The sequence below is a fragment of the Nocardia cyriacigeorgica genome (assembly GCF_010868145.1).
In the GTDB taxonomy this organism is placed as follows: Bacteria; Actinomycetota; Actinomycetes; order Mycobacteriales; family Mycobacteriaceae; genus Nocardia; species Nocardia cyriacigeorgica_D.
Genome location: NZ_JAAGUY010000013.1, coordinates 1 through 22,349, shown reverse-complemented (window position 1 = coordinate 22,349; position 22,349 = coordinate 1). Strand labels below are relative to the sequence as shown.

19 protein-coding genes and 1 CRISPR repeat array are annotated in these 22,349 nt (G+C 65.3%); of the genes, 2 read left to right on the top strand and 17 right to left on the bottom strand.

All coding sequences use genetic code 11. The annotated features are described in order from the left end of the window. Positions 1–62: 62 nt before the first annotated feature. From GV792_RS16610 to cas3, 17 genes are all read right to left on the bottom strand, one after another. The gene (locus tag GV792_RS16610; protein WP_163825036.1) at positions 63–881 is read right to left on the bottom strand and encodes a hypothetical protein; all 819 of its coding nucleotides are present in this window, start codon (positions 879–881) and stop codon (positions 63–65) included. Continuing rightward, on the bottom strand, positions 878–1,528 hold the full coding sequence (locus tag GV792_RS16605) for a hypothetical protein (RefSeq protein WP_256667919.1): 651 nt from the start codon (positions 1,526–1,528) through the stop codon (positions 878–880). The genes GV792_RS16610 and GV792_RS16605 overlap by 4 nt, the downstream gene beginning before the upstream one ends. Positions 1,529–1,560: 32 nt before the next feature. Next, the gene (locus GV792_RS16600) at positions 1,561–1,830 is read right to left on the bottom strand and encodes a hypothetical protein (protein WP_163825035.1); all 270 of its coding nucleotides are present in this window, start codon (positions 1,828–1,830) and stop codon (positions 1,561–1,563) included. An 8-nt stretch (positions 1,831–1,838) separates the two neighbouring features. After that, a complete protein-coding gene (locus GV792_RS16595) occupies positions 1,839–2,135 on the bottom strand; it encodes a hypothetical protein (RefSeq protein WP_014351788.1) in 297 nt (98 codons plus the stop codon). A 96-nt stretch (positions 2,136–2,231) separates the two neighbouring features. Then, positions 2,232–2,873 carry a hypothetical protein gene (locus GV792_RS16590; RefSeq protein ID WP_163825034.1) on the bottom strand — a complete coding sequence of 214 codons (642 nt, stop codon included), beginning with the start codon at positions 2,871–2,873 and terminating at the stop codon, positions 2,232–2,234. Beyond that, positions 2,870–3,745: a MinD/ParA family ATP-binding protein gene (locus tag GV792_RS16585; protein ID WP_163825033.1), complete on the bottom strand. Its 876-nt coding sequence runs from the start codon at positions 3,743–3,745 to the stop codon at positions 2,870–2,872. Before GV792_RS16585 ends, GV792_RS16590 begins: the two co-directional genes overlap by 4 nt. A gap of 15 nt (positions 3,746–3,760) precedes the next feature. Then, positions 3,761–4,672: a hypothetical protein gene (locus GV792_RS16580; RefSeq protein WP_175583007.1), complete on the bottom strand. Its 912-nt coding sequence runs from the start codon at positions 4,670–4,672 to the stop codon at positions 3,761–3,763. Between the two features lie 57 nt (positions 4,673–4,729). After that, positions 4,730–6,394 carry a cutinase family protein gene (locus tag GV792_RS16575; RefSeq protein ID WP_256670514.1) on the bottom strand — a complete coding sequence of 555 codons (1,665 nt, stop codon included), beginning with the start codon at positions 6,392–6,394 and terminating at the stop codon, positions 4,730–4,732. A 378-nt stretch (positions 6,395–6,772) separates the two neighbouring features. Further along, the gene (locus GV792_RS16570) at positions 6,773–9,190 is read right to left on the bottom strand and encodes a RelA/SpoT family protein (RefSeq protein ID WP_163825031.1); all 2,418 of its coding nucleotides are present in this window, start codon (positions 9,188–9,190) and stop codon (positions 6,773–6,775) included. Positions 9,191–9,519: 329 nt separating this feature from the next. Next, positions 9,520–11,256: a CRISPR direct-repeat array (repeat unit 29 nt; unit sequence GGGCTCATCCCCGCGCGTGCGGGGAGCAC). A gap of 40 nt (positions 11,257–11,296) precedes the next feature. Next, positions 11,297–11,674 (bottom strand): type I-E CRISPR-associated endoribonuclease Cas2e, encoded by a 378-nt coding sequence (cas2e, locus tag GV792_RS16565; protein WP_163825030.1) that lies wholly within the window; start codon positions 11,672–11,674, stop codon positions 11,297–11,299. Further along, a complete protein-coding gene (gene cas1e, locus GV792_RS16560; protein ID WP_163825029.1) occupies positions 11,668–12,618 on the bottom strand; it encodes a type I-E CRISPR-associated endonuclease Cas1e in 951 nt (316 codons plus the stop codon). Before cas1e ends, cas2e begins: the two co-directional genes overlap by 7 nt. Then, positions 12,615–13,289, bottom strand: coding sequence for a type I-E CRISPR-associated protein Cas6/Cse3/CasE (gene cas6e, locus GV792_RS16555; protein WP_163825028.1), 675 nt, complete (start codon positions 13,287–13,289; stop codon positions 12,615–12,617). The genes cas1e and cas6e overlap by 4 nt, the downstream gene beginning before the upstream one ends. After that, positions 13,289–13,993 carry a type I-E CRISPR-associated protein Cas5/CasD gene (gene cas5e / locus GV792_RS16550; RefSeq protein WP_163825027.1) on the bottom strand — a complete coding sequence of 235 codons (705 nt, stop codon included), beginning with the start codon at positions 13,991–13,993 and terminating at the stop codon, positions 13,289–13,291. The genes cas6e and cas5e overlap by 1 nt, the downstream gene beginning before the upstream one ends. Then, a complete protein-coding gene (cas7e, locus tag GV792_RS16545) occupies positions 13,990–15,126 on the bottom strand; it encodes a type I-E CRISPR-associated protein Cas7/Cse4/CasC (protein WP_175584450.1) in 1,137 nt (378 codons plus the stop codon). The genes cas5e and cas7e overlap by 4 nt, the downstream gene beginning before the upstream one ends. Before the next feature lie 11 nt (positions 15,127–15,137). Next, positions 15,138–15,782: a type I-E CRISPR-associated protein Cse2/CasB gene (casB, locus tag GV792_RS16540; RefSeq protein ID WP_163825025.1), complete on the bottom strand. Its 645-nt coding sequence runs from the start codon at positions 15,780–15,782 to the stop codon at positions 15,138–15,140. Further along, a complete protein-coding gene (casA, locus tag GV792_RS16535; RefSeq protein WP_163825024.1) occupies positions 15,754–17,412 on the bottom strand; it encodes a type I-E CRISPR-associated protein Cse1/CasA in 1,659 nt (552 codons plus the stop codon). The genes casB and casA overlap by 29 nt, the downstream gene beginning before the upstream one ends. Then, a complete protein-coding gene (gene cas3, locus GV792_RS16530) occupies positions 17,409–20,156 on the bottom strand; it encodes a CRISPR-associated helicase Cas3' (RefSeq protein WP_163825023.1) in 2,748 nt (915 codons plus the stop codon). The genes casA and cas3 overlap by 4 nt, the downstream gene beginning before the upstream one ends. 95 nt (positions 20,157–20,251) lie before the next feature. On the opposite strand from cas3, the gene GV792_RS16525 reads away from it, so the two are divergent. Both GV792_RS16525 and GV792_RS16520 read left to right on the top strand, forming a co-directional pair. After that, on the top strand, positions 20,252–20,626 hold the full coding sequence (locus GV792_RS16525; protein WP_163825022.1) for a hypothetical protein: 375 nt from the start codon (positions 20,252–20,254) through the stop codon (positions 20,624–20,626). Further along, positions 20,620–20,886 (top strand): hypothetical protein, encoded by a 267-nt coding sequence (locus GV792_RS16520; protein WP_163825021.1) that lies wholly within the window; start codon positions 20,620–20,622, stop codon positions 20,884–20,886. The genes GV792_RS16525 and GV792_RS16520 overlap by 7 nt, the downstream gene beginning before the upstream one ends. Positions 20,887–22,349 lie beyond the last annotated feature (1,463 nt).

Below are 22,349 nucleotides of genomic sequence, written 5' to 3'. Positions count from 1 at the left end.
GTCACCCTCGTGAGCTTCCCATCGTCGTGCGGCCGTCTCAGTAGTCCGTGTGTCCGTTGCGGTCACCATGCCGTCCACCCCTGCAGCGATTCGATGTATTCCGCGGGCGGGTTCTGCGAGGTGGTCGGTTTGAGCCGCCAATCACCGGCGTCCCACACCATGATCATCCGCATGGCCACCCACAACTGTTTGCCATCAACCACCTGGGCGCGCGTAGCCAGGCGCACGATGGCCATATCGTCGGCGTAGTCATCGACCTTGAACGCGTCCGGGGCGACGAAGTACTGAGTCACATCCTCCGGCTGCTGTTCCGGTAGCCGATCTGCCTCCAGCGCGCGATCGTAGGCGGCGATCTGCTGTGCGGAGACCCGGACCTGCCGGACGTACAGATCCCGGTCCGCCGGACGCGCGTTGAGCCGATAGGTGATCTGCGCCGCCGCCAGCGCCGCGCCCTGCGGTGTATGCGAATACCCCACGGCCAGGCCATCTTCGATGCGGGTCGGACCGTCGGAGGTGGAGAAGGGCACCGATGCGCCGTACACCCGCTGCCAGCCGCGCGGCTGGGTGGTCCCAGCGGGTGCCGCCGTCAGCCAGTCCGGATCCGACGGAGTCGCCTGCAGCTCCGGGTCCTGCGGAAGTGGCTGTCCCGCAGGATTGTTCGGCACGTCAACACGGCGCCCGAAGATATCGGCATCGGGTTCGGCGAAGCCCTCGGCCCCCGGCCCGTCGACGACTGACACGCTGCCCTGCTCGTCGGGCGCGTCATCGCTTCCGACATAGACGAAGACACCGACGATCACGATGAGCGTGAGCACCGCGGCGGACGCGACGAGGCCGAAGGAGACGCGATCGCGCGCGTAGGACTCCTTCTTCTCGCTCACTGCGGTGCCTCCAATATCACTATGTCGCTTGGTAATTCGTCGATGGCATCGACCGGACGTTCGGTCGAGTCCGGGTCGGGCAGACGTAACCTCCAGTCCTCGTCGAACCATTCGACAACGGTGTGGTTCACCGCCTTCGAACTGTCCGAATACTCGGTGTAGACGTCCACGGTGGAACGTTCATCGGTGTATCCGGTGATCTTGTAGCCGAGCAGCCGGGGGGCGTACTCCGGTGCCGCGGGCCCGGTGATGGAGAGCTGCACCCGGCTCACCACCCACTCGTCCCTGGCCGGACCGGGTACGACTTCCGCGGCGACCACTGTCGGCCATTGGCTGTCGGTGGCCACCGACAGCCGGACGGTGTGGGTGATCGCGGCGATGGCGGCACCGGGCGGGGAGCGGTCGAAACCCGTGGCGGCGCCACCGGATTCCCGCTTCGGCCCTTGGTCGGTGCGCGGCAGGTCGACACCCTGGAACGGCTCCCACCGGACATTGGACGGTGCGGCGGACAGATCAGTGCCCGACTGCCCGCCACCGCAGCCGGCCGCGGCGAGGAGCAGTGTCGCGGCGAACGCACCCGCTACCGGGCCGCGTACGCCGCGCCATCGCGCCTGCCTGCACCCGGACGCACACACTGTGGAGTTCATCGACTGGTGATTCTCTGTTCGATGCCGTCGACTCATGCAGGCAGAAACGCCAGCGCGATGCCGGAGGCCGTGCTGGCCACCCCCGCGCCGAGCAGGCTCATGAGTACACCGTGCGAGGAGTCGTTCATCGCCAGATCGCCGCGGAATGCGATCCACAGCTTGCCCGCCGAGACGATCATCCAGGCCAGGCATCCGATCAGCACGAACCACAGCAGCCAGTTGAGCAACTGCATGATCGGCTCGACGACCTCGGCCGGCATCTGTTTGTAGGCCAGCATTTCCATGGCCCGCACACTGGACATCGTCGACCTCACGTACCGATGACGGCGTTCATGATGGTGCCCGCGCTGGTGGCGACAACACCACCGATCATGGCTCCCGCGACCATCTTCGGCGATTCGAGGCCGCCACCGGTCCACTTCTCCCAGGCGAACTTACCGCCGGCGTAGGTGATGCCGCAGATACCCGACAGGAGCACGAACCAGGTGAGATAGCGCACCAGCTGCAGGATCTTCTCCGACCCGGGAGGCGCCTCTGGTGTCGGATTGCCCACCTGGGCGAGAACGGTGCCGTATGTGTCCTGCACGGCGAGGAGGATCGTGCTCATCGGGTGCCTTTCTCGATGGGTGGAGGGTTGGATATCGACGGCATCGCAGACAGTTCGCTCATCGGTGCCCCGGCGGGTGTGTGGTGACAGGCGTACTCATAGCGACCCCTCCTCGTTCGCCTCGTCCGCGATGCTCTCTCGTGCCGCCGCGACGATCTCGGCACCGAGATCGCGCAGCTCGAGGGGAACTTCGTCGAGCGGATCGATCCTGCGCTTCTTCAGCGGTGGCTCCACCCCCGGTGCCCAGACCGGAAGCTTCTCCGGTTCGACGAGAGTCCATTCCTCGTACCACGGCACCTGCCACAACCGGCCGGCCAGCGATCCGACGACCTCGCGGTAGCGGCGGATCTCGGCGGGCATCCGGCCCGGACGCGCCGCCACTGTCACCAGACCGAGCACCTCCGACGGTCCGGCGAACCCGGCGTGATGCTGGCGCAGCAGGTCGTGCGCGCGGGTCAGACCGGCAATGGTCTCCCTGGCAACGAGGACGACGAAGGGCGATTCGCGGTCGAAGACGCCGGGCCAGCGGCGGCCCGAATCCGCCGCGGGCGCAAGCACGTGCGCGAGGCTACTGGCTCCGGCGCCGCCGTGCACGCCGAGCATCCACACCAGCGGCGCACGCCCGGCACCGGGCACCGGGCGGTCCCAGATGGGGGCGCGCCGGGACTCCGGCGGGGCGATCACCCCGGCGGGTGCGGGTTCGGGCCTGCGGCGGCGAAGATTCATGGCGGCGGTCATGATGCCACCCCGGAGAGCAAGCGCCCATAGGCTCTGCGCGTCTGCTCGTCCAGCGTGATGTGCCGGACGAGTTCGCCACGCGCCAGATGCGCGTCATAGGGGATCTCCACGATGTCGCGGACCCACCCGGACAAGTGTTCACGCAAATGGTCGGCAACCCGCGAGTCGACACCGGGCTGCTGATGGGAGATGACGATGGTCGTGTCACCGACGATGCCGCTACCTGGACCGTCGATGGCGTCACCGAACTCGTCATCGAGCCATTCCAGCGTCACCCGCAGCCGGTTGGCCGCATCGGTGCGGGCCGGAATGGCAAGCACCAGAGCGACTTCCGCGTCGTCGAGCAACGGTCGCAGCTGACGTCCGGCAATCGGGTGGCCACCGTCGTAAACCGCGGTGTAGCCGGCATCGTCGACCGCACGCCCGACCGTGAGATAACTCGCACGCCTGCGCAGCGGTGCCGCGTCGCGCCACAGCAACCCGAACCCGGATGTCGACCGCGACAGGCATTCCTTCAACGGCGCCGGTTCGTCGCCGCCGCGCCCGTACAACCACGACTGCAGGCTCACCGGATGCAGATGCTCGTCGGCGCCGCGCAGGCCGAGATCGCTACCCGCGGCAGTGGCATCGACCGCGACGGTGTGGGTGCCCGACAGCGCGAGCTCGCCCGCCAGTCCCAATGCCGTGGTGGTGGTTCCGGCGCCACCGCAGCCGCCGACCACCAAGATCGGCCGGTGCCCCGCTCGCCCGCCCTGCGTGGAGCCGCGCTCACCGCGCAACCGCACCACCGGGGCCTTCGTGCGCCCGGAACGGTCCGACGGCGCGCCGCCCTCCGGCGCGTCGTCGAGCCAGCGGCTCCAGTCGTCTCCCATCGCTCTGCTCTCCCTCTATCCGGCCGTGATACCCGTGATGAGGGTGCGGCCGCCGATCACCTGAGTGGTGACCATCTGCTTGCTGTAGGTGGCCGGTTGACCATCGGGCCGGTACTCGGTCACCTCGACCGAGTAGCGCCCCTGCTCCAGGGACACGACGCGCACGCAGTGCGTGGTGCCCTCGGCGACGCTGTCGATCCCGCGCTGGATCACCGACACCGGCGGGACTGCCGCGCCTGGCGCCACCACTTCCCATGCCAGCACTGCGGATCGGTCGACGTAGTAGGAGTACTGGAACCGCAGGATCGCATCGGGGCCGGAGCCGGTGCCGCCTGCTTCCGCGCCGCGCACGACCTCGTCGGTGCGTTCGGTGGGACAGCGATCGACCGTCCCTACAGCGGAATCGGAGCTGCCCGCGGTGAACTGCACCGCGGTCGCTTCGCCGGCCTGCCGATCGCCCGAGCCGCCGAGCAGATACAGCACACCGGCCGCCGCGGCGGCCAACAACAACACCGTCCCGATCAGCACGGCGAGGGTGCGCCCACGCCCGACCCCTGGCCGCTTCGCGGCGGCGCGTAGTTCGCGGGTCGTGCCGAGCCGGACGGGTTCGGCGATCTCCGGATGCTCGTCCTCCGGCCACGGGAACCGGACCACATCACCGTCGCGCGGGGTGTAATCGTCGTCGGGTCCCGGGGCACGATCGGCCACCCAATCCGACCAGCCGCCGGTGAATTCGCTGCGCCGCACAGGCGGGTCGGGAGGGTCGACCGCCTCGTCGTCGTGAATGTAATCGGGGTACCTCGCGGGGCCGTCATCCTCGTCGGCGACCGGCGCGCTCTCCTCGTCAGGGCGTGCCCGGGTACCCGAGCCGGTATCCGGCTCGAGTGCGCCGTACCAGCGATTGAGCTGTTTGTACGACTTCAACATTCCCCCATTCCCGCAGATCGGGGCACGTGGTATCGCATCGTCGAACCCTCTCGGCGATCAGTTCGTGGAGAACGGGTAGCTAGTGGGTGTGTCGGGTCGTTCGGTCGGCTCGATCCGTTCGGTCGTCACAATCGGTTCGGTGATTCGGTCCGCAGCCGCGCCGCCATAGGAGGCGCCGTCGACTCCTGTCCCAAACGGAAATTGTCCCGTACCGAATTCCTCAGGTGAAGGCGACGCGCCGGAGTCGGGCACGGCGAATCCCGGTGCCGGAGCCTGCGCGGTCCCCGAGCCCGCCTGCGGCGTATTACCGGAACCGAAGGTACCGGCCAGATCCCGGGCCACGGCGGCGAACCAGTCGGCGACGAACTTGGTCGGCGAATCGCCATTGGCGGACACGGTGGCCGTGCCGTAGGCGCCGTGACGTTGGACGGTATCCCAATAACGCACCCACGTGGTGGTATTGAGCAGCTCTTTATTGTCGGTGATGTTCTGCACCACCGCGTCGAAGGCCTGGTTCACCAGCCGGACGCCGGTGGTCGGCGGAATGAGCTGTGGGATGGCGCCGATCAGTTTGGTGCCGAGCATCAGCAGCGCGGCGGGCGGATTGGACAGCCCGGCGGTGGCAAGATCGGCGATGGCGGCCGGGTTGAGCACCGAGCGCACGACGGTGACCACCGCGTTCAGTCCGATCATCCCCACTTTCAGCAGCGCACGCAGCGCGGCCGGGATGTCCAGCGGTGCGCGCGGATCGGCGGCATCGGCCAGGCGCTGGGAGATCGACTTCTTCGGCGAGATGGACAGATTCGCCAGGCTGTTGCCCTGTATATCCTCGTTGACCACCTTGGAGGCGGTCTTGATGGAGGTGTAGGCGAGCGCCTGCGCGATCGACACCAGCGAGGCGATGGGGTCGCCGCCGCTGAGCTTGGCCTGGCCCGCGATATTCGCGACCGCCTTCAGAATGGGCGCACCTTCGGGGGCATCGCAGGCGAGATCGCCTGCCGCACAGAAACTGGCCACCCGTCCAGTGAGTGCGCCGAAGTTTTCCGCCTTGTCACGTTCGGGACCGATGCCGCCGCCGCTGGCAGGCACTTGCGGCAGCGCGACGATCTCGGCCAGCTCACTGCCCTCGGTGCCGGGCGCGGCATCGGGAGTGGCCTTTCCCGGCGCGCCGGGAAACAGCGGCGCGCCGGGGTTGCGGGTCGGGTCGGCGAACAGCGCGACCGCCGCGACTCTTTCGGCGGGCAGCACACCGGAGCCCTGCCCGACCTCCTGGGCGAACATCGACGCGACATGCGCGCCTTGGGAGTAGCCGACGATCCCGAACCTGGTGTCCGGGCAGCGCTGGGCGACCGATTTCGCCATGGTGCGTAGCCTCGACAACCCTCCGGTTACCGATTCCGAATACGGCGCGACCCCACCGCCGGTGGCGCCGCCGAATCCGGATTCGTAAGGCACGTAGGCACGGTCGACAAGCCCGTCATCTGGCGCTTTGGCCATCATCGGCATGAAGACCGTCGACAGCATTCCAGTGTCGGTGGTGGGTGCGGCATCCGGGGACGATTGCCCGGTGCCCTGAATTCCCAACGCGTACAGCGCAGGACAGCTATCAATCGGCAAATTCGTTGATGGGCCTGCGGGATCGGGTGCTTGTGCCGATGCCACGCCACCTGCGACCGTACCGGCGGTAGCGGTCGACACAGCGACGGTGAGTGCGATCAGCATCCCCGACAATCGTGCCGTGCATCCAGCCATAGCGACCCGCAATCCGTATTGCAGCAGTAACCCAGCGCCGTGAAACGCAATAGACCGTAACAGATTCCGGCTATCACCGCTGAAGCGGTGGAAAGTTTACAGGACCCTCCGCCCGACCCCGGATACGCCACGGCGCGCCGACTCGGACCTGTGACAAAGTTTCCGAACTCGCCGGGTTCCTTGCCAAGTCCCCATGACATCACCACCAGCCGAACGGGGCCCCGCCGAACCTCGGAGAACCCGGGCTGCGCGTCAGGAAACCACAGGCGTGCGCGCGCCAATGAGCTCGAGCTATGTACGCAAGAGCCAGAGCTGGGTGCGCCGGCACCGGGCTGTGCGGCACGCGACTCAGGCTGCGGAGGTCACCCGGTAGACGTCGTACACGCCCTCGACGTTGCGGACGACGTTGAGGATGTGCCCCAGGTGTTTCGGATCGCCCATCTCGAAGGTGAACTTGCTGATCGCCACCCGATCACCGTGGGTGGCCACCGACGCGGACAAGATGTTGACCTTCTCGTCGGCGAGCACCTTGGTGACATCGGAGAGCAACCTGGTGCGGTCCAGCGCCTCGATCTGAATGGCGACCAGGAACACCGACGACGGCGACGGCGCCCACTCCACCTCGATGATGCGTTCGGCCTGCGCCTGCAGCGATCCGGCATTGGTGCAGTCGATCCGGTGCACGCTCACCGCGCCACCGCGGGTCACGAAGCCCATGATCTCGTCACCGGGCACAGGCGTACAGCATTTGGCCAGCTTGGCCACCGTGCCCGCGGCGCCGGGAATGAGCACGCCCGCATCGCCGGAGACACGTTGACGTGCCGGGGTCGTCGACGGCGTGGAGCGTTCGGCGAGTTCGTTTTCCACATCACCGATGCCGCCGAGCTGCGCCATCAGGCGCTGGACGACGTGATGGGCGGAGACCTGGTGTTCGCCGACCGCGGTGTAGAGCGCCGAGATATCTGTGTAGTGCAGCTCCTTGGCGACAGCGTTCATCGCGTCGACATTCATGAGCCGTTGCAGTGGCAGCCCGACGCGGCGGACTTCCTTGTTGATCTGCTCTTTACCGCTCTCGAGCGCCTCTTCGCGACGTTCCTTGGCGAACCACTGGCGGATCTTGGCCTTCGCGCGCGGCGAGACGACGAAGCCCTGCCAGTCGCGGCTGGGTCCGGCGTTCTGCGCCTTCGAGGTGAACACCTCGACGACCTCGCCGTTCTCCAACTGTCGTTCCAGCGCGACCAGCCGCCCGTTCACCCTGGCACCGATGCAGCGGTGACCGACCTCGGTGTGCACCGCGTACGCGAAGTCCACCGGGGTGGACTTCTGCGGCAGGGTGATCACGTCGCCCTTGGGGGTGAACACGAAGATCTCCGGCGCCTTGAGGTCGAAGCGCAGCGACTCCAGGAACTCGGCTGGGTCGGCGGCCTCACGCTGCCAGTCGAGCAGCTGGCGCATCCACGCCATATCGTCGACCTCGGCGGTATCGCTGGTGTGCTTACCGCGGGTCTCCTTGTAGCGCCAGTGCGCGGCAATACCGAATTCGGCGGTGCGGTGCATGTCCTGGGTGCGGATCTGCACTTCGAGGGGCTTGCCGTCCGGGCCGACGACCGTGGTGTGCAGCGACTGGTAGACGCCGTAGCGAGGCTGGGCGATGTAGTCCTTGAACCGCCCGGCCATCGGCTGCCACAGTGAGTGCACGACACCGACGGCCGCGTAGCAGTCGCGCACCTCGTCGCAGAGGATGCGGATGCCGACCAGATCGTGGATATCGTCGAAGTCCTTACCCTTGACGATCATCTTCTGATAGATCGACCAGTAGTGCTTGGGCCTGCCCTCGACGATGGCGTTGATCCGGCTGGCCGCCAGGGTGTTGACGATCTCGGCGCGCACCTTGGCCAGGTAGGTGTCGCGCGAGGGCGCGCGATCGGCGACCAGGCGCACGATCTCGTCGTACTTCTTGGGATGCAGGATGGCGAACGCCAGGTCCTCTAGCTCCCATTTGACGGTGGCCATGCCGAGGCGATGGGCCAACGGCGCAATGACCTCGAGGGTTTCCTTGGCCTTCTTGGCCTGCTTCTCCGGCGGCAGGAACCGCATGGTGCGCATGTTGTGCAGCCGGTCGGCCACCTTGATCACCAGCACGCGGGGATCGCGGGCCATGGCGATGATCATCTTGCGGATGGTCTCGGCCTCGGCGGCCGCACCGAGGTTGACCTTGTCGAGTTTGGTGACACCGTCAACCAGGTGCGCGACCTCCGCACCGAAGTCGGCGGTGAGCTGGTCGAGCGAGTATCCGGTGTCCTCCACCGTGTCGTGCAGCAGGGCCGCCACCAGTGTGGTGGTGTCCATTCCGAGCTCGGCCAGGATATTGGCCACGGCGAGCGGATGGGTGATGTACGGGTCACCTGATTTGCGGAACTGCTTGGCGTGACGCTCGTCCGCGACATCGAAGGCACGCTGCAACAGCGTCAGGTTCGCCTTGGGATAGAGCTCGCGGTGCACTGTCGCCAGCGGCTCGAGCACCGGCTTGACCGCCGCGATGCCCCGCTGGCCGGTCATCCGCCGGGCCAGGCGGGCCCGCACCCGCCGCGAGGCCGAGGTCGGCACCGCCGCCGTGCCCCCTTGGCGCACCACGTCAGGATTGGGACCTGGGGTCGCTGGCCGTGCGGGTTGTGCCGCTGCACCATCGGACGAGGTGGCCGGCGCACCGCCCGGCCGCGAGGCAGCCGATTGCTCGACGTTCGCCTCGCCCAGATGCTGAGTCATGCCACCACCTCTCCACGCTGTGGCCGGGACCTCATCCGACCACCGCAACCTCCCAGACCATCAACTCTAGCCCCCGCGCCAGCACACTGTCCGGCAACAGGTTGCCAAGGCCATTTTCTGGCACTTTCGTACCGATAGACACCACCCCATCGTGGACTTCTACCCGACGCAGCAGGCAACGGTAAGCCGATCCTCGTCCCCCGCGCGTGCGGAGACGCATCGTGTGCGAGATGCGCCGAGGGCGAAGTCAACTACGCCGTCACCAAGGAGGCTCATTCCCGTGTTTACGGGGAGCACCGGCCGCATTCGGCCGAGTAGATGATCGTCTTGGGCTCATCCCCGCGCGTGCGGGGAGCACCACACGTTCGCGGGCCCGCCGGTCGGCGCGATGGGCTCATCCCCGCGCGTGCGGGGAGCACGATTCCCAGCGTTGCATGGTGGATCGGCCGACTGGCTCATCCCCGCGCGTGCGGGGAGCACGTCCCTGGTGTGCTGGTCCGGCGCGTAGTGCTGGGCTCATCCCCGCGCGTGCGGGGAGCACCCGAGGGCCACGACGACCGCGACCCGGTATACGGGCTCATCCCCGCGCGTGCGGGGAGCACGTCGTCGCGCTGGCGGGGGTCGCGGTCGAGCTGGGCTCATCCCCGCGCGTGCGGGGAGCACATGATCTCGTGGAAGCTGGAGTCTCCGCCGTCGGGCTCATCCCCGCGCGTGCGGGGAGCACGGTGTCCGGCAGAGTCGTTGTCCGCCACCCGGGGGCTCATCCCCGCGCGTGCGGGGAGCACACCTGCGGTTTCAATGGGTGTTGTGGGTGGTTGGGCTCATCCCCGCGCGTGCGGGGAGCACATCCATGAGGTGGATGAAGGGATTCCGGGGGCGGGCTCATCCCCGCGCGTGCGGGGAGCACCCGGTCGATCCGGATACCGGCGAGCTGGCGGGGGGCTCATCCCCGCGCGTGCGGGGAGCACTCGGCGAGGTCGGCACCCGGCAGGGCGGCCTTGGGCTCATCCCCGCGCGTGCGGGGAGCACTCGCCCGCCCGGAAGAAAGCCATTCCTACCCCGGGCTCATCCCCGCGCGTGCGGGGAGCACTTGTCGTCTTCGTGCTGCCACGGGTGGATGCTGGGCTCATCCCCGCGCGTGCGGGGAGCACCCCTCATGGTTGGGCAGCTTGTCGAGCGCGTTGGGCTCATCCCCGCGCGTGCGGGGAGCACTCGGCGGCCATGCCGTTCCAGGCGTCGCGGGCGGGCTCATCCCCGCGCGTGCGGGGAGCACGGCATCTGCCGGAAAAGACGCTGGGCTGGGGAGGGCTCATCCCCGCGCGTGCGGGGAGCACACGATGGCCACCGACATCGTTGAGCTCATGCGGGGCTCATCCCCGCGCGTGCGGGGAGCACACCGGCGGCCACCTCGGTGAGGGTGGCGGCAAGGGCTCATCCCCGCGCGTGCGGGGAGCACGTCTCGACTGTCGTGCAGGCGCTCGCTCCGGCGGGCTCATCCCCGCGCGTGCGGGGAGCACGGCCGCGTCGACCATCGTGCGGGTTGCGTCGAGGGCTCATCCCCGCGCGTGCGGGGAGCACGCTTCCGTACCGGCGATGGCGACCGGGGGCCTGGGCTCATCCCCGCGCGTGCGGGGAGCACTTCGACTCGCTCGTCGCAATGACGTTGGCACTGGGCTCATCCCCGCGCGTGCGGGGAGCACGCTCCAGCGACCTGGGCGCATGCAAACCCGTCGGGCTCATCCCCGCGCGTGCGGGGAGCACACACGCTGCCCTCACCCGCGCGGCCGCGCACCGGGCTCATCCCCGCGCGTGCGGGGAGCACCTCGGGGCGGTCGACAACAACGGCCGTCCTCTGGGCTCATCCCCGCGCGTGCGGGGAGCACGACCCCTGCCCCTCAGGGTGGGCGCCTCCTGTGGGCTCATCCCCGCGCGTGCGGGGAGCACGAGGCACCGCGCCGCGCGTTCGACGCGGCAGCGGGCTCATCCCCGCGCGTGCGGGGAGCACGTCGTCGATGCCAGCCCTGCGAACGCTGCCGTGGGCTCATCCCCGCGCGTGCGGGGAGCACACTTGCTGATCTGCACGTTTACTCGCTGTTCGGGCGAATTTCATTCACTTTCGTTCGTGTCTCCATGCCTGCGGCGTTTAGACGCTCGATGGTATCGGCTTGCCTTGCTCCATCCGGAACGTGCGCCGCCTTGTTTCTGGTCGGCGGTGTGGGGGCGCCGCATCAGGTGGATCCCGTCCAGATCAATTGGCTCCCAATCGTGGCGATGAACCTTGAATGCCAGCCGTTGCTCGCCTCGCGTCGTGTGAATCATGATCGCGCGGCCGTCCTTGGATAGATCCACGATGCGTTCCCACGCCAGTTGCCGCACCTTCGCGCTGACAACGCCGACGAACACTCCCGGGCTGATCTCCAGGAACCACCGGGTGAGGTGTCCGCGGAGTCCAGCAGGGCAGGCGCTGAGAACCAGCACTACCACGGGACTTCCTCGTCACCGTAGGACGTGCCGCCTGCTACGTTGCCCTTCCGATCCCAGAGTTCGACGATGTCGGTATCCCATTCCTCTGCGCCGTCGGGCTGGTCGGGAAGTAAGAGGTCATAGATATCCTTGCAACACCGTTCGAGCAGCCGGCCGGTTTGTACGGCGTCGCGGACCGCGCGTCGCGTCGTCCCTGGAATGTCGTCGCCGCCATCTGCCGCGGCATCGAATGCTGCGGGTATGGCGAATTCGGCCTTATAGAGATCGGCCAAGTCGAACACGAACGATCGTTCGTGCCCCGTGTGCACGAATCCGAGGCCAGGTGCACAACCGAGTGCCACCACTACCGCGTGCACGATGCCGTACAAGCATGTAGTGGCCGAGGACAAAGCCCGATTCACGGCGTCACCGGCGTCGAAGTTGTCCGGGTCGAAATCGCGGCGCTTCCACTCGATGCCAGTACGGTCGGCATGGTCGCGGTACAACCGCCGGATGCGAGCACCTTCACGACCGCGGAGCTGCTGCATGGTCATGCGCGAGACATCTTCACCCGGGAACCGCATTTCGTACATTCGCCGGGCGACACGCAACCTGGAAGTCGAATTCGAGACAGCGGCTGCCTGCGCTTCGAGGAGACGTGAGCTGCGGGCAAGAGTTCGACCGTGTGCGTAGTACCGCACACCTCGTTCACCGACCCATACTGCTGTGGAGCCGCTTTCTGCCAGCAGCATCATGGCTTGATGCGTCACGCGTGTTCCCGGACCGAGCAGCAGTGCCCCGATCGTCGCCGCCGGGATATGAACAACGCCGCGCTCATCGGTAGCTGTCACGGCATTGCCGTCGCGGTGGACGGTCGCGCGCTCGAGATAGATAAACGACAGCCGATCACGTGCGCGAACAAGTTCGCCGATGCGCACCGGACGGCTACCGGGCTGGTCGGTCATGTAGTGGGCGCCAGCGTCATGAGACCGCACCCATAACCTTTTGCGCGGCCGATACCGTTGACCAGCGCCGATCGCAGCGCCGGCGGATCGGATACCAGCAACGTGCCTTCAAAGGTCGCCGTCGACAACGTCACCGTTGCCCTGCCCCGTCGGAAACGCCGACCCGAGCGGTCGGAAATCACCACATCGGGCACTTTCCCATTGGGGCCACCACAAGTCCCGAGCCGGAAGCCGTTTCCCTCGGATTTTCGTTCCAGCCAGGCCATTTGATCACCGATATCGAGCCCGCTCAGCCTTGGGCGACCACGTGCGGCGTTGTGGGAGGTGGACAGAACCGGATTCGCTGTGAGCCGGAAATGCCATTGCTGCCCCACCGTCAATCTATCCAGCAACGGAGCGTATTTCCGGGTCGTCCAGGCCGTTGTGGTCGGCCATCCCGCCTGTTCGACGATATGCGTGAAATCTGGTTCGACCGGGCTGACGACATAGAGGTCGATAGCCATATCGCGTCGGTCGATTCGCCACAACACACGGCCGGACCGGCTCTCACCCCGCGCTTCCCCGCCCGGGGGGAACGCCGACATCACCGCGGCATGCACGACCTGCGGCGAAGAGAGATACTTCCTGGTGCCGACCCGAGCTGGGTTGAGCTGGACACGGGATAGGAACATCAAGAACCCCCAAGAGCCGACAGTGGGTCATGGCCAGTACGGCCTCCCGGATTGTGCACAGTGGTCGAGTCCTCGACTACTGTTCGCCATCCGTATTCACGCCGTTCCGGGTCGAAGCTGAGCGGCATGTCACGAACGAGCTCACTCTGTTCCGCTTGGTCGCCAAATGTCAGGTCTCGATAGATCGTCAGATGGACTTCGAGCTGCTGCGACCGCCGGTACCACCGCGCCGCCTGCCATTCGGCCTGCCGCAGAGCGTGGTCCAGCGAGCATTCCAACAGGTCTCCGACCATCAGTGGCTCAGTGACAGGGCAGGACCTGCGGCCCAGGTAAAGCGGAAATTCCGGCCGACGCAAGGCCTCACGGATTCCTCCGATGAGTTCACGCTCGCCCTGAACGGCCGCCAGGAACACCGCATCGGCAAGGTAGTAGCGCTGAGAAAGCGGGAACGACCGTTTCTTGTCGATGCTGAGCGCAACCTGAAAGTCCCGAACCAATCGCCCAGGCTGATCGACGCGGACACCGAAGGCGAGATCCTGTAGTGCTTCCTCGATCGGGTCGGTCCGGCGCCGTCCCTGCGCGGCCGCGATCAAGCCGAGGACACCACTCTTGGACGGGTACTGTTGGGTCTCGCGCCGCGCGAACCGACTGCTCACACCCCAAGACTGGAGAGGTGCGGCCAGCCTCATCAACAGCACGGTCACGGCGCGCCTACGGCCGCATGAACATGCTCGGAGACACCCGCTATTGCCGTCGCAAACGACACCGGCTCAGCGATCTCCCCGAGCGCGTCGGCACCTTCGGCAGTGACGACCACGAAGTTACTCGCTTCTCCGTTACCAAATGCTGATTCGATAGCGGAGTACCGGGCGACAAGCGCTTTTGCCGCGGCGACCGGCCGTGCCGAGCCGGCAGCGCCAACGGGTTCTTCGAATGCCGTCACCAGGTTCACCGGCTGGTCGGTGCGAACACTGATCACAACGGCGTCGGGCAATGTGCGGTTTGCGAATGTGTTCTGCTTTCCGCTCGGCATGCTGCGCACAAAGGCCGTCAGGAACGCCTCGACTGCCTGGACGGTAGCCGCCCCGTCACCGAGGTTCTGCTCGAGCATCGAAACGTTCACCGTGGCATAACGGTAGAGGGTAGAGGAGTTGAACTCGACGACTCCGATCATCCCGGCACCCGCGTTGTCCTCGGGGGCGCGATCGTCGACGGCTGTGTAATAGTCGAATTCGTTGTTCACCGCATGGACACTGATCGCGTGGGCGACTTGAGCGGCGGCGTCGACATTGAGGTCAGCTGAGTCTGCGACCATCCGCCCGAACAAGGCGACATCGATACTGTCGGCGCCGTTGGCGGCGGCTTTGGCGGTAGCCTTGTCCGTCTTGGCGCCCGTGGTTGCGGCATCTACTGCGAGCTGAGCGAGTCTGTCGATCTGTCCGGCACTCAGGAACAGGAGATATTTCGACTGCTCCACGAGATCGACAGCATTCGCAGGCTCCGCACCATCGTTCTTCTTGGATTTCTTCGCCGGCTTCTCCAATACGATTCCTGCGTCCTTGACCACCTGCGCAGCAGCCGCGAGGCGGGCGTCGTCATCAGCGATGGCGGATCCTATGCGGTCGGCGACCAACTCGACAACGCGTTTCGTCCGCACGCCGAGCCTCGCCGGGTCCACCAGCTCGCGAAATTCGGTTCGGGTAGCGCGCTTCCATGACTGACTCGAGACGCGAGCCCGCCGGACACCGCCATAAACCGCGGTTTTCGGGCTACCGGTGTCGTCGCGATTGATATTGCTGGGCGGCACCGTCTGCAGGATGTGGACGTCGACGAACATTCTGGTCACTACTAGTCTCCTGTCTCAGGTGCATCTGGGGTCTTTCCGGATTGCTCACGGATCCGATAGTCACGCGCCCACTTCAGCAAGACGCGGTCCGCATAGAACCCGTCGTCGAGTCTTCGCAGGTCGACAGCGAGGCGCGCGTAGTCGAGGGGAATATCGAAACTTCGAAACTGGCTGATCAGGCCGCGCAGATGAACCAACCGTGCATCGTGATCGGTGGCGGTGCCCAGCGCCTGAAACCGAGCTTGGACTGCCTGCTGGGAACCTGCAAGCACACCGAGTGCTTGTGCGGCACTACCAACGGTTCCTCCGGTTGTGTGCATTCGGCCGACACGTGACTGCTGATGCAACGCATGCAGAGTGATCGCATCGAACGCAGCGCGCTCCCACACCGTCGACACGCCGTCTCGCTCGTCACAGCTCATGAACTCCGGAGTGACGAGTACCTCGGGCATATGACCGAGCGTGAGTTCCCATAGCTCCGGGTTGGATCCCGGCTGCCCGCCCACCCCTCGCCGCAGCTTCGCCATTGCGGCCAGCGCGTCGCTGTGACGGCTCCGATACCGGTCCTGCAGCACCGAAACCTGCTTGCCGACGTAAGCGGCCAGCGCGTCCTCCCGATCACCATGCGACGTCGACGATTTCGTCATCGGCGATTGCTCCTTCCGCGGTGCGACTGTCCAGTGCCCTACCGGCGGGTAGGAGCTTGCTGAGCCGTAGGTGGAACCAGTGATCGGCTCGGGCGGAGTCCACCCAGCGATCTCGAACTTCGCGACCGACCCATGCTTGTTGGCCGGCGTCCGCGACCAACTCGGCTCCGAGGCGACGAATAATATGATCGACAGCGCGTTCCCATCGACTGGCTTCGTCGCTGTAGTCATCTGAGCGCGGGCGCAGATGTCGTAGCCATGTCCGGTACGGCGCCTCCAATTCGAAGAATCCCGCCTCGCGGGCGCGACCGCGTGACGCTTCCGGTGTGCCTCCCGCGGCAACGCTCAGGTCTGCCGCCAAGGTGCCCAGTGCGTCGACGGCCTTTTCGGCGATATTCACCGCCGTCAGAGCGCAATTCCGCAGCACTGGATCGCGGGTGAGGAGTGCCGCTGAGAATCCGATCGTGTCGTCGACGATGTCGCCGACAACGGACTGGTTGTTGATGTATTGAATTCCGGTTGCATGCAGGCGTATGGGCTGCGTCGCCGGTAGCACTTCTCTATACAGAAGGATGCTCGCCCATTCGACTACCCCAGGAGCGATGGAACGTCCTGCTATGGAGGCGGTATTCGCTACATCTCCCAGCAAGGACGCCAGGCCTCGCCAGAGGGATTTGTCCGGATCATGCAGTACGGGGTAATGCCGCGTATCGTTCGCCTTCTTCGACTGGATCTCGCTGTAACGCCATCCGGTCATCGCCTCGAGAAGGTGCTGATTGAATGGCGGAAGTGCATCGCCGTTGCACAGGACAACGCCGGTTACGAATGAGTCCGTGCGGACGAATCGCACTCGTCTGCTCTGCCACGTCATCAGATCGACCGGGCCGGTCGGGGCACCTGAACTCCGTTCACGCGCCCCATCCGGCTTCCGTTCCCACGGCGGTAGATCATCGCTGGGGTATCGCTCGTTGTTGAGGTCCATCAGCACCAGGTTGAGCAGCAGCGTTTGGCGGAGATTTACACCTTCCAGGAACACGCCGCCGAGACCACCGCTCCAGGCGACCCCGATCGGATAGCCTCGGCCGCCCTTGACTCGGGGGTCTCCCTCGGCACCGGTCTTGATACCAGAAGGATCGAAGGCATGGACGTGAACAAGCCACCGAGCGGCCTCGGCAGGAGAAATTCGCTGAATGTGGCGCCCGGCGCGCGTGGTGAAGTACTTTGAACCATTGGGAACATCGGCGATGAGCTTGTCGAGCGAGCTGACCGCGTCCTTACCGGAGCGCAGGTCCGCTACTTGGAGAAACGGCGCCCGAGGATCGAACAGGTCAAATCGGCTGTGATGCTCGGCTAGGTACTCGTCGATGGCATCGGCCGGCCAGTCCGACCACAGGTCACGCCAGACCTCCACCGGACCCCCGGCTCGGTTGTGAACGCTTCGGTGCAGAATCGCCAGCAACAGCCGGAGAATAGCGAAAGCCTGTGTAGGCACTTCACCGGCTACCGAAGCAATCGACTCGGACTCGCGGAACACCTCGCGCAGCGACACCTCACGCGTAGTTCCGTACTGGTTCGTCACGGCTATCCATGGTTCTTCGAGCAGGTCGAAGCTCATCGCTGTCGTGTTCATGCGGCATCTCGTTTCTGCACCAGCAATCCCAATTGCCCGTCGTAGTCAAGGTGATGTCCGGCCACGATCGCCGCGCCATCCTCGTCGAGTTCCAGCACCAGTTCCCCTGCCAGCCAATGCGACTTTTGCCATCCCGGGTACCACGTGTCCTCGAGGGCGCGAATCACTTTCTCCTTGGCGCCATATCGAGTCAGGTGTGCGGGCAGTCTGATTGTGCATGCCGACACCTTCTTTGCCAGCCAGGATGGCGGCTCGGTCTCAGTCGGTATGACTGCTCCTCCGATCACGGGAACTCGGTCGAGCGCACGGATTTCGTCACCGAATCGCTGCACGACGATCGCTTCGATCGTGTCCTCGGCATCACGTACTTGAGCCTGCCCACCGGCACCATCTGAGTCGTCGGGCACCCCAGCTGCCAGCCAGCCTCGTAGTGACGTCCGGTTGGCGCCAGGCCGGGATAGCAGGTACGACTCCGCTCGCCGACGTTGATCTTCGCCATGGTCGCGCCAGTCGTTTTCTGCTGACTGCATCGCGTCCTCCCACATCTCAGGGGCGACATAGTTGTCGTCGTACGCCGCGTCGACAAGCCCTGGCACATCCTCGGGGACCGTAATTGCCGCTACCGCAAGCTCATGAAGGACCGCGGCGGCACGAAGCAGCCGCGCTGTCCGATACACCGCGCGCGATCCGGCCACAGGCTCGGGCGGCACAACATTCCAATCCACGCCTCGGATTAGACAGCGAGGCACTGACAATCCTGGCGGACGTCCATTGCGGGGATGCCGATGCAGTCGACCGATCCGCTGAAGTAGCAGATCCATCGGTGCCAGGTCCGTGATCAGCAGATCGAAATCGATGTCCAATGACTGTTCGATGACTTGGGTGCCCACGACGACGAACCGATCCGGCCTCCGACGGTCGAGGTTCGGCGGTCCCAGCAGGTCCCTCAGCTTGCCCTCCAGGTCAGCGCGGTGGCTTGCCACAAAACGGGAATGGGCAAGCAGGAGCTCGCGATCAGTCATCCCGGCATCCGTGAGCGCTGAGTAGATCTCCTGAGCACGGGCTACGGTATTGCAGACCACACCGACAACTCCCCCGCCTCTAGCCGTCGCATCATCGATGACGCTCACCACGTGGGCGGGATCATCCGATATCTGCTCGATCCGGATCCCCTCGATCCGTCGGCTCGATGCCTGCACCCGTCTGCTCGGGCCCGGGTTCGGCCACACGGTGATCCGGGGGTAACCGGTCTCTTCAGGGACGTGGCCACCTTGGTCGCCACGACCCCGCTGGTACGCCTGAACAAGCTGTCGGCGTTGCGCAGGAGGAAGGGTGGCAGACAGCAGCAGCACCGGGACACGGTAGGCACCGAGCCATTCGAGGCTCCGGCAAAGATAGGTCGACATATAGCTGTCGGCCGCATGCACCTCGTCGATGACCACGACCTTGTTCGCCAAGGCGAGATGGCGCAACATGACATGTCGCGTCTTCAATGCCATCCGCAGCACCTGGTCGATCGTTCCGACCACGATATTGGCCAGCGGGCCCTTCTTCCCGACGTGCCACGCATGCGCGACGAGACCGCTGTCCGCGCAGTCGGGGCCGATCGATGCGAATCCGCGCTTGCGCAGGGCTGCAAACTCTGGATTGAGCGCAGCTCGGCCGTGGGCCAGGAACATACTCGAAGGCGTGTCCGGAAGCCTATCCGCCCATGTCGCCACCCGACCGAACATGGCGTCCGACGTCGCCATCGTCGGCAAGGCGAGGAACACGCCACCGAGCCCGAAACGCTGTGCCAGTATCTCCGCGGCGATCAATGCCGCCTCGGTCTTCCCCTCCCCCATCGGTGCTTCTATCACCTGCAGGCCAGGTGCCGTCATGGCTGCAGCGATCCGCATGCATTCGAGCTGCAACGGCCGGGCAGCCATCGACTCGGTCCAGCCGAACCGTCCGCGGATGAAGCCGTGCCGATCCTGGTCGATCCCCGGTATCCGAGCGCGAGGCCGCCACGGTCCAGGCAAACCGAGCTGCCGCCACGCCTCGGGCGCCGCGGTGCTCGATACGCGTTTCTCGTTCAGCGGAAACAAGTCTTGGTTACTGGCGATCCAGTCGGTCACGATCACCGCGGCCGTCAAAAGACTCTGCTGCGAGATGGTGAGCGCGACCTCCCGCCAGGCGCCCAATCGTTCTGCTGCACCGACCTTTTCGGTAACGAACGTAAGCAGTTCAGTTCGTGAATTCTCCCATTGGCCTTCGCCGAGCAAGATCGTATGAGCTGACGCTCCCACAGACTCGCGCACTGTGGGCGGCATTCCATGGTGGCTGCCGACCACAATCGAATACGTGTCCGCAACCACTTTCGTCCACCCGTGGCCGGCAAGAAACTTCTCCAGAGCGACTTGACCCGCCAGGTTGTGCGGAAGCAACTTGCGCCCGCCCAAGGCGCCGGGCATCGTCAGGCCCTTGGCGTGCATCGCGTCAGCCAACTCCGGCATCTGGCATGCGAACGCCGGCGTCAGCTTGCCGATGTCATGTACCGCAGCAAGCCAGCACAACAACAGTCGGCCATCGCGCTCGCCCCCTGGGAGTCCGTGGGATATGAGCTGTCGCGTATGCAGTGGAAGCCATGCGTCCCATACACATTCGGCAACGGCGGCAGAGTCGGCCAGGTGCCGAACCAGCGAAAGACTGCCGCCCTCGCGATCACTCTTCGCCCATGCCGACATGGTCGCTGCGCTCAGCAATGCACCCCCTCATGAGGACCTGCCCTTGCGGAATGTATCCGACTGTGCGGCCACAACGTCACGGAACTGCCGCCACCAAGCTAGCAGCGCGTTCCATGATCTGTGGTGCGCAAACATTTTTGGCGGAAACCCGCCGCTTGTTCGGCTCGACCAAGCCACCGGCCGACGCCATCGAAACGATTCACATCCGACCCAGCAACCAGACCAAGCATCCGGAGCTGAAGGACGCACGACCGACCACCACCCAGCGAGTTATGGTCAGCACGGCATTTATCGCATACGGGCCGCCTCCTCGAGAGAGCATCGATACCTACGAACAAGACTGTCCAGTAGCAAATGTGCTGTGCTGCTGGATCTTTGATGGACAGCGAGATGTTGCCCGCAGCCGCTTCGGGCGTATCATTCACGCAGTTCCGCGTGAACCTCTTAGAGTTTCAGAAATCGACCAGCCTGCAGGAGTAGAATGGTGACGAATCACGATCCCGCGCTCAAGGCAGCGGTGCTGTCGGACATCGGCGAGCGAGTAGCGGGAGGAGTTAAGGGCAAAGATGCAGAACGACAGGTGGCCCGACAGTACGCGATACCTAGACAGACGGTCAGCGGCTGGAGAAGTGCCGAACTTGCGCGCAGTCGAGACCTTGCGCGGACAATCGACCAGCTCGAAGGGCTGACCGTCGTGCTACAGAGCCACCTTCAATCCGTCAAGGATCAGTTGGGGATCGAAGGATGATGCCCCGAGGCTGAGCACCCACAGGCGCAACGGTATACAGGCACGGGCCGGGCCAACGTCCACTCCCGCTGTCGCGGGATGACCCCCTCTTCGAGTTCATCGTTCCCCGCAAACGCGGGAATGCGCGGCCCACTGCTCAACTTGTTGGACTGGCGTGCCGATAACAGCCAGGGCAGGTGCTCATGCGATCGATACACGAGCACCGCACCTGCAATAGATGTGCCGACCCAAACAAGTCACGCGTCCAAGATTGATCTCACCACTCTGCCTATTCCGACCAGCCGATCGGAAGACGACAGAGCCAGCCTGAATTTCTGCCACCTGAAGCCTGGTAGCCAGCGATACGCTCAGATCCTGAACGACAGTCCCCCAGCACCAGGACAGCAGTCGGTGAACAAAAGCCACATACGGTCGGCGTCCGCAACGACATTCGTGCACTGCCGAGTTCGGTCACTTCTCCAGCATGAGCCAATTCCCCGGCACCGCGTATAGCGGGTAGCGCAGGGCCGTGACGGGCCATACTTTGGTTCGCGGGCTCATCCGTCCGTGCGCAGGGACCACGGCGCGATGGGCGGCTGCGCGACTATGCATCTGGGCTCATCCCCGCGCCTGCGGGGAGCACTACTGCTTCGGCAAGCCCGCCCACTTGACGATGGGCTCATCCCCGCGGCTGCGGGGAGCACGCCTCCGCGCGTGCCGTCGGTGAGCTGTCCCAGGGCTCATCCCCGCGCCTTCGGGGAGCACAATTCCTGACCAGGCACTCTACCCACCTGCAGCCGAAACTTCGTTTACTTTTCCACCTCCACAGCCCGCCAGCGGATTCAGCTCAAACAACAACCATCGCCCGAAGTATTCATACTCGAGTCTCCGACGGCCGAGCGCATCAAACTCCAGCACTATTGCGCCGACGACGATCCGACATTCATCCGCCGCCGAGTCGGCTACTTCTCGAGCGTGAGACTACTTGCCGCGCACAGCACGGCACAGATCCGTTCCCCGGCTAACGGGTGATACGCATGGCCGATCAGAGCCGCAACGCTTGTCACGGCGCGAGGTGCCGCGTCGAGGTGGTATCGCGCCCACGGCATCTGACGCACAGCACGGATAGCGCGAATGCCCACGGTCGTCGGGTGCATCGGAGAACTCTGTCGAACCTTCGGACTAGACTCTTCGGACTCGCACGGTTGCCCGGTCCGGTCCGGTCCGGTCTGTTCGGTCGCACTGTCTGCCCGTACGCCCGGACTCTCTGGGCGTACAGCAACGGTTCGCATCCCAACTCCGCCACATACAGCACTGATCCCGACAACGATCTCACCATCGACTCCGGAAACCACGACCGTATCGAGGTCATCGACCTTACTTCGAAACCGGCACCCGCACCCGCACGCGCGGGGATGAGCCCACGTCGGGGGTCACGCTGCGCGCTGCATTCACGCGCTCCCCGCACGCGCGGGGATGAGCCC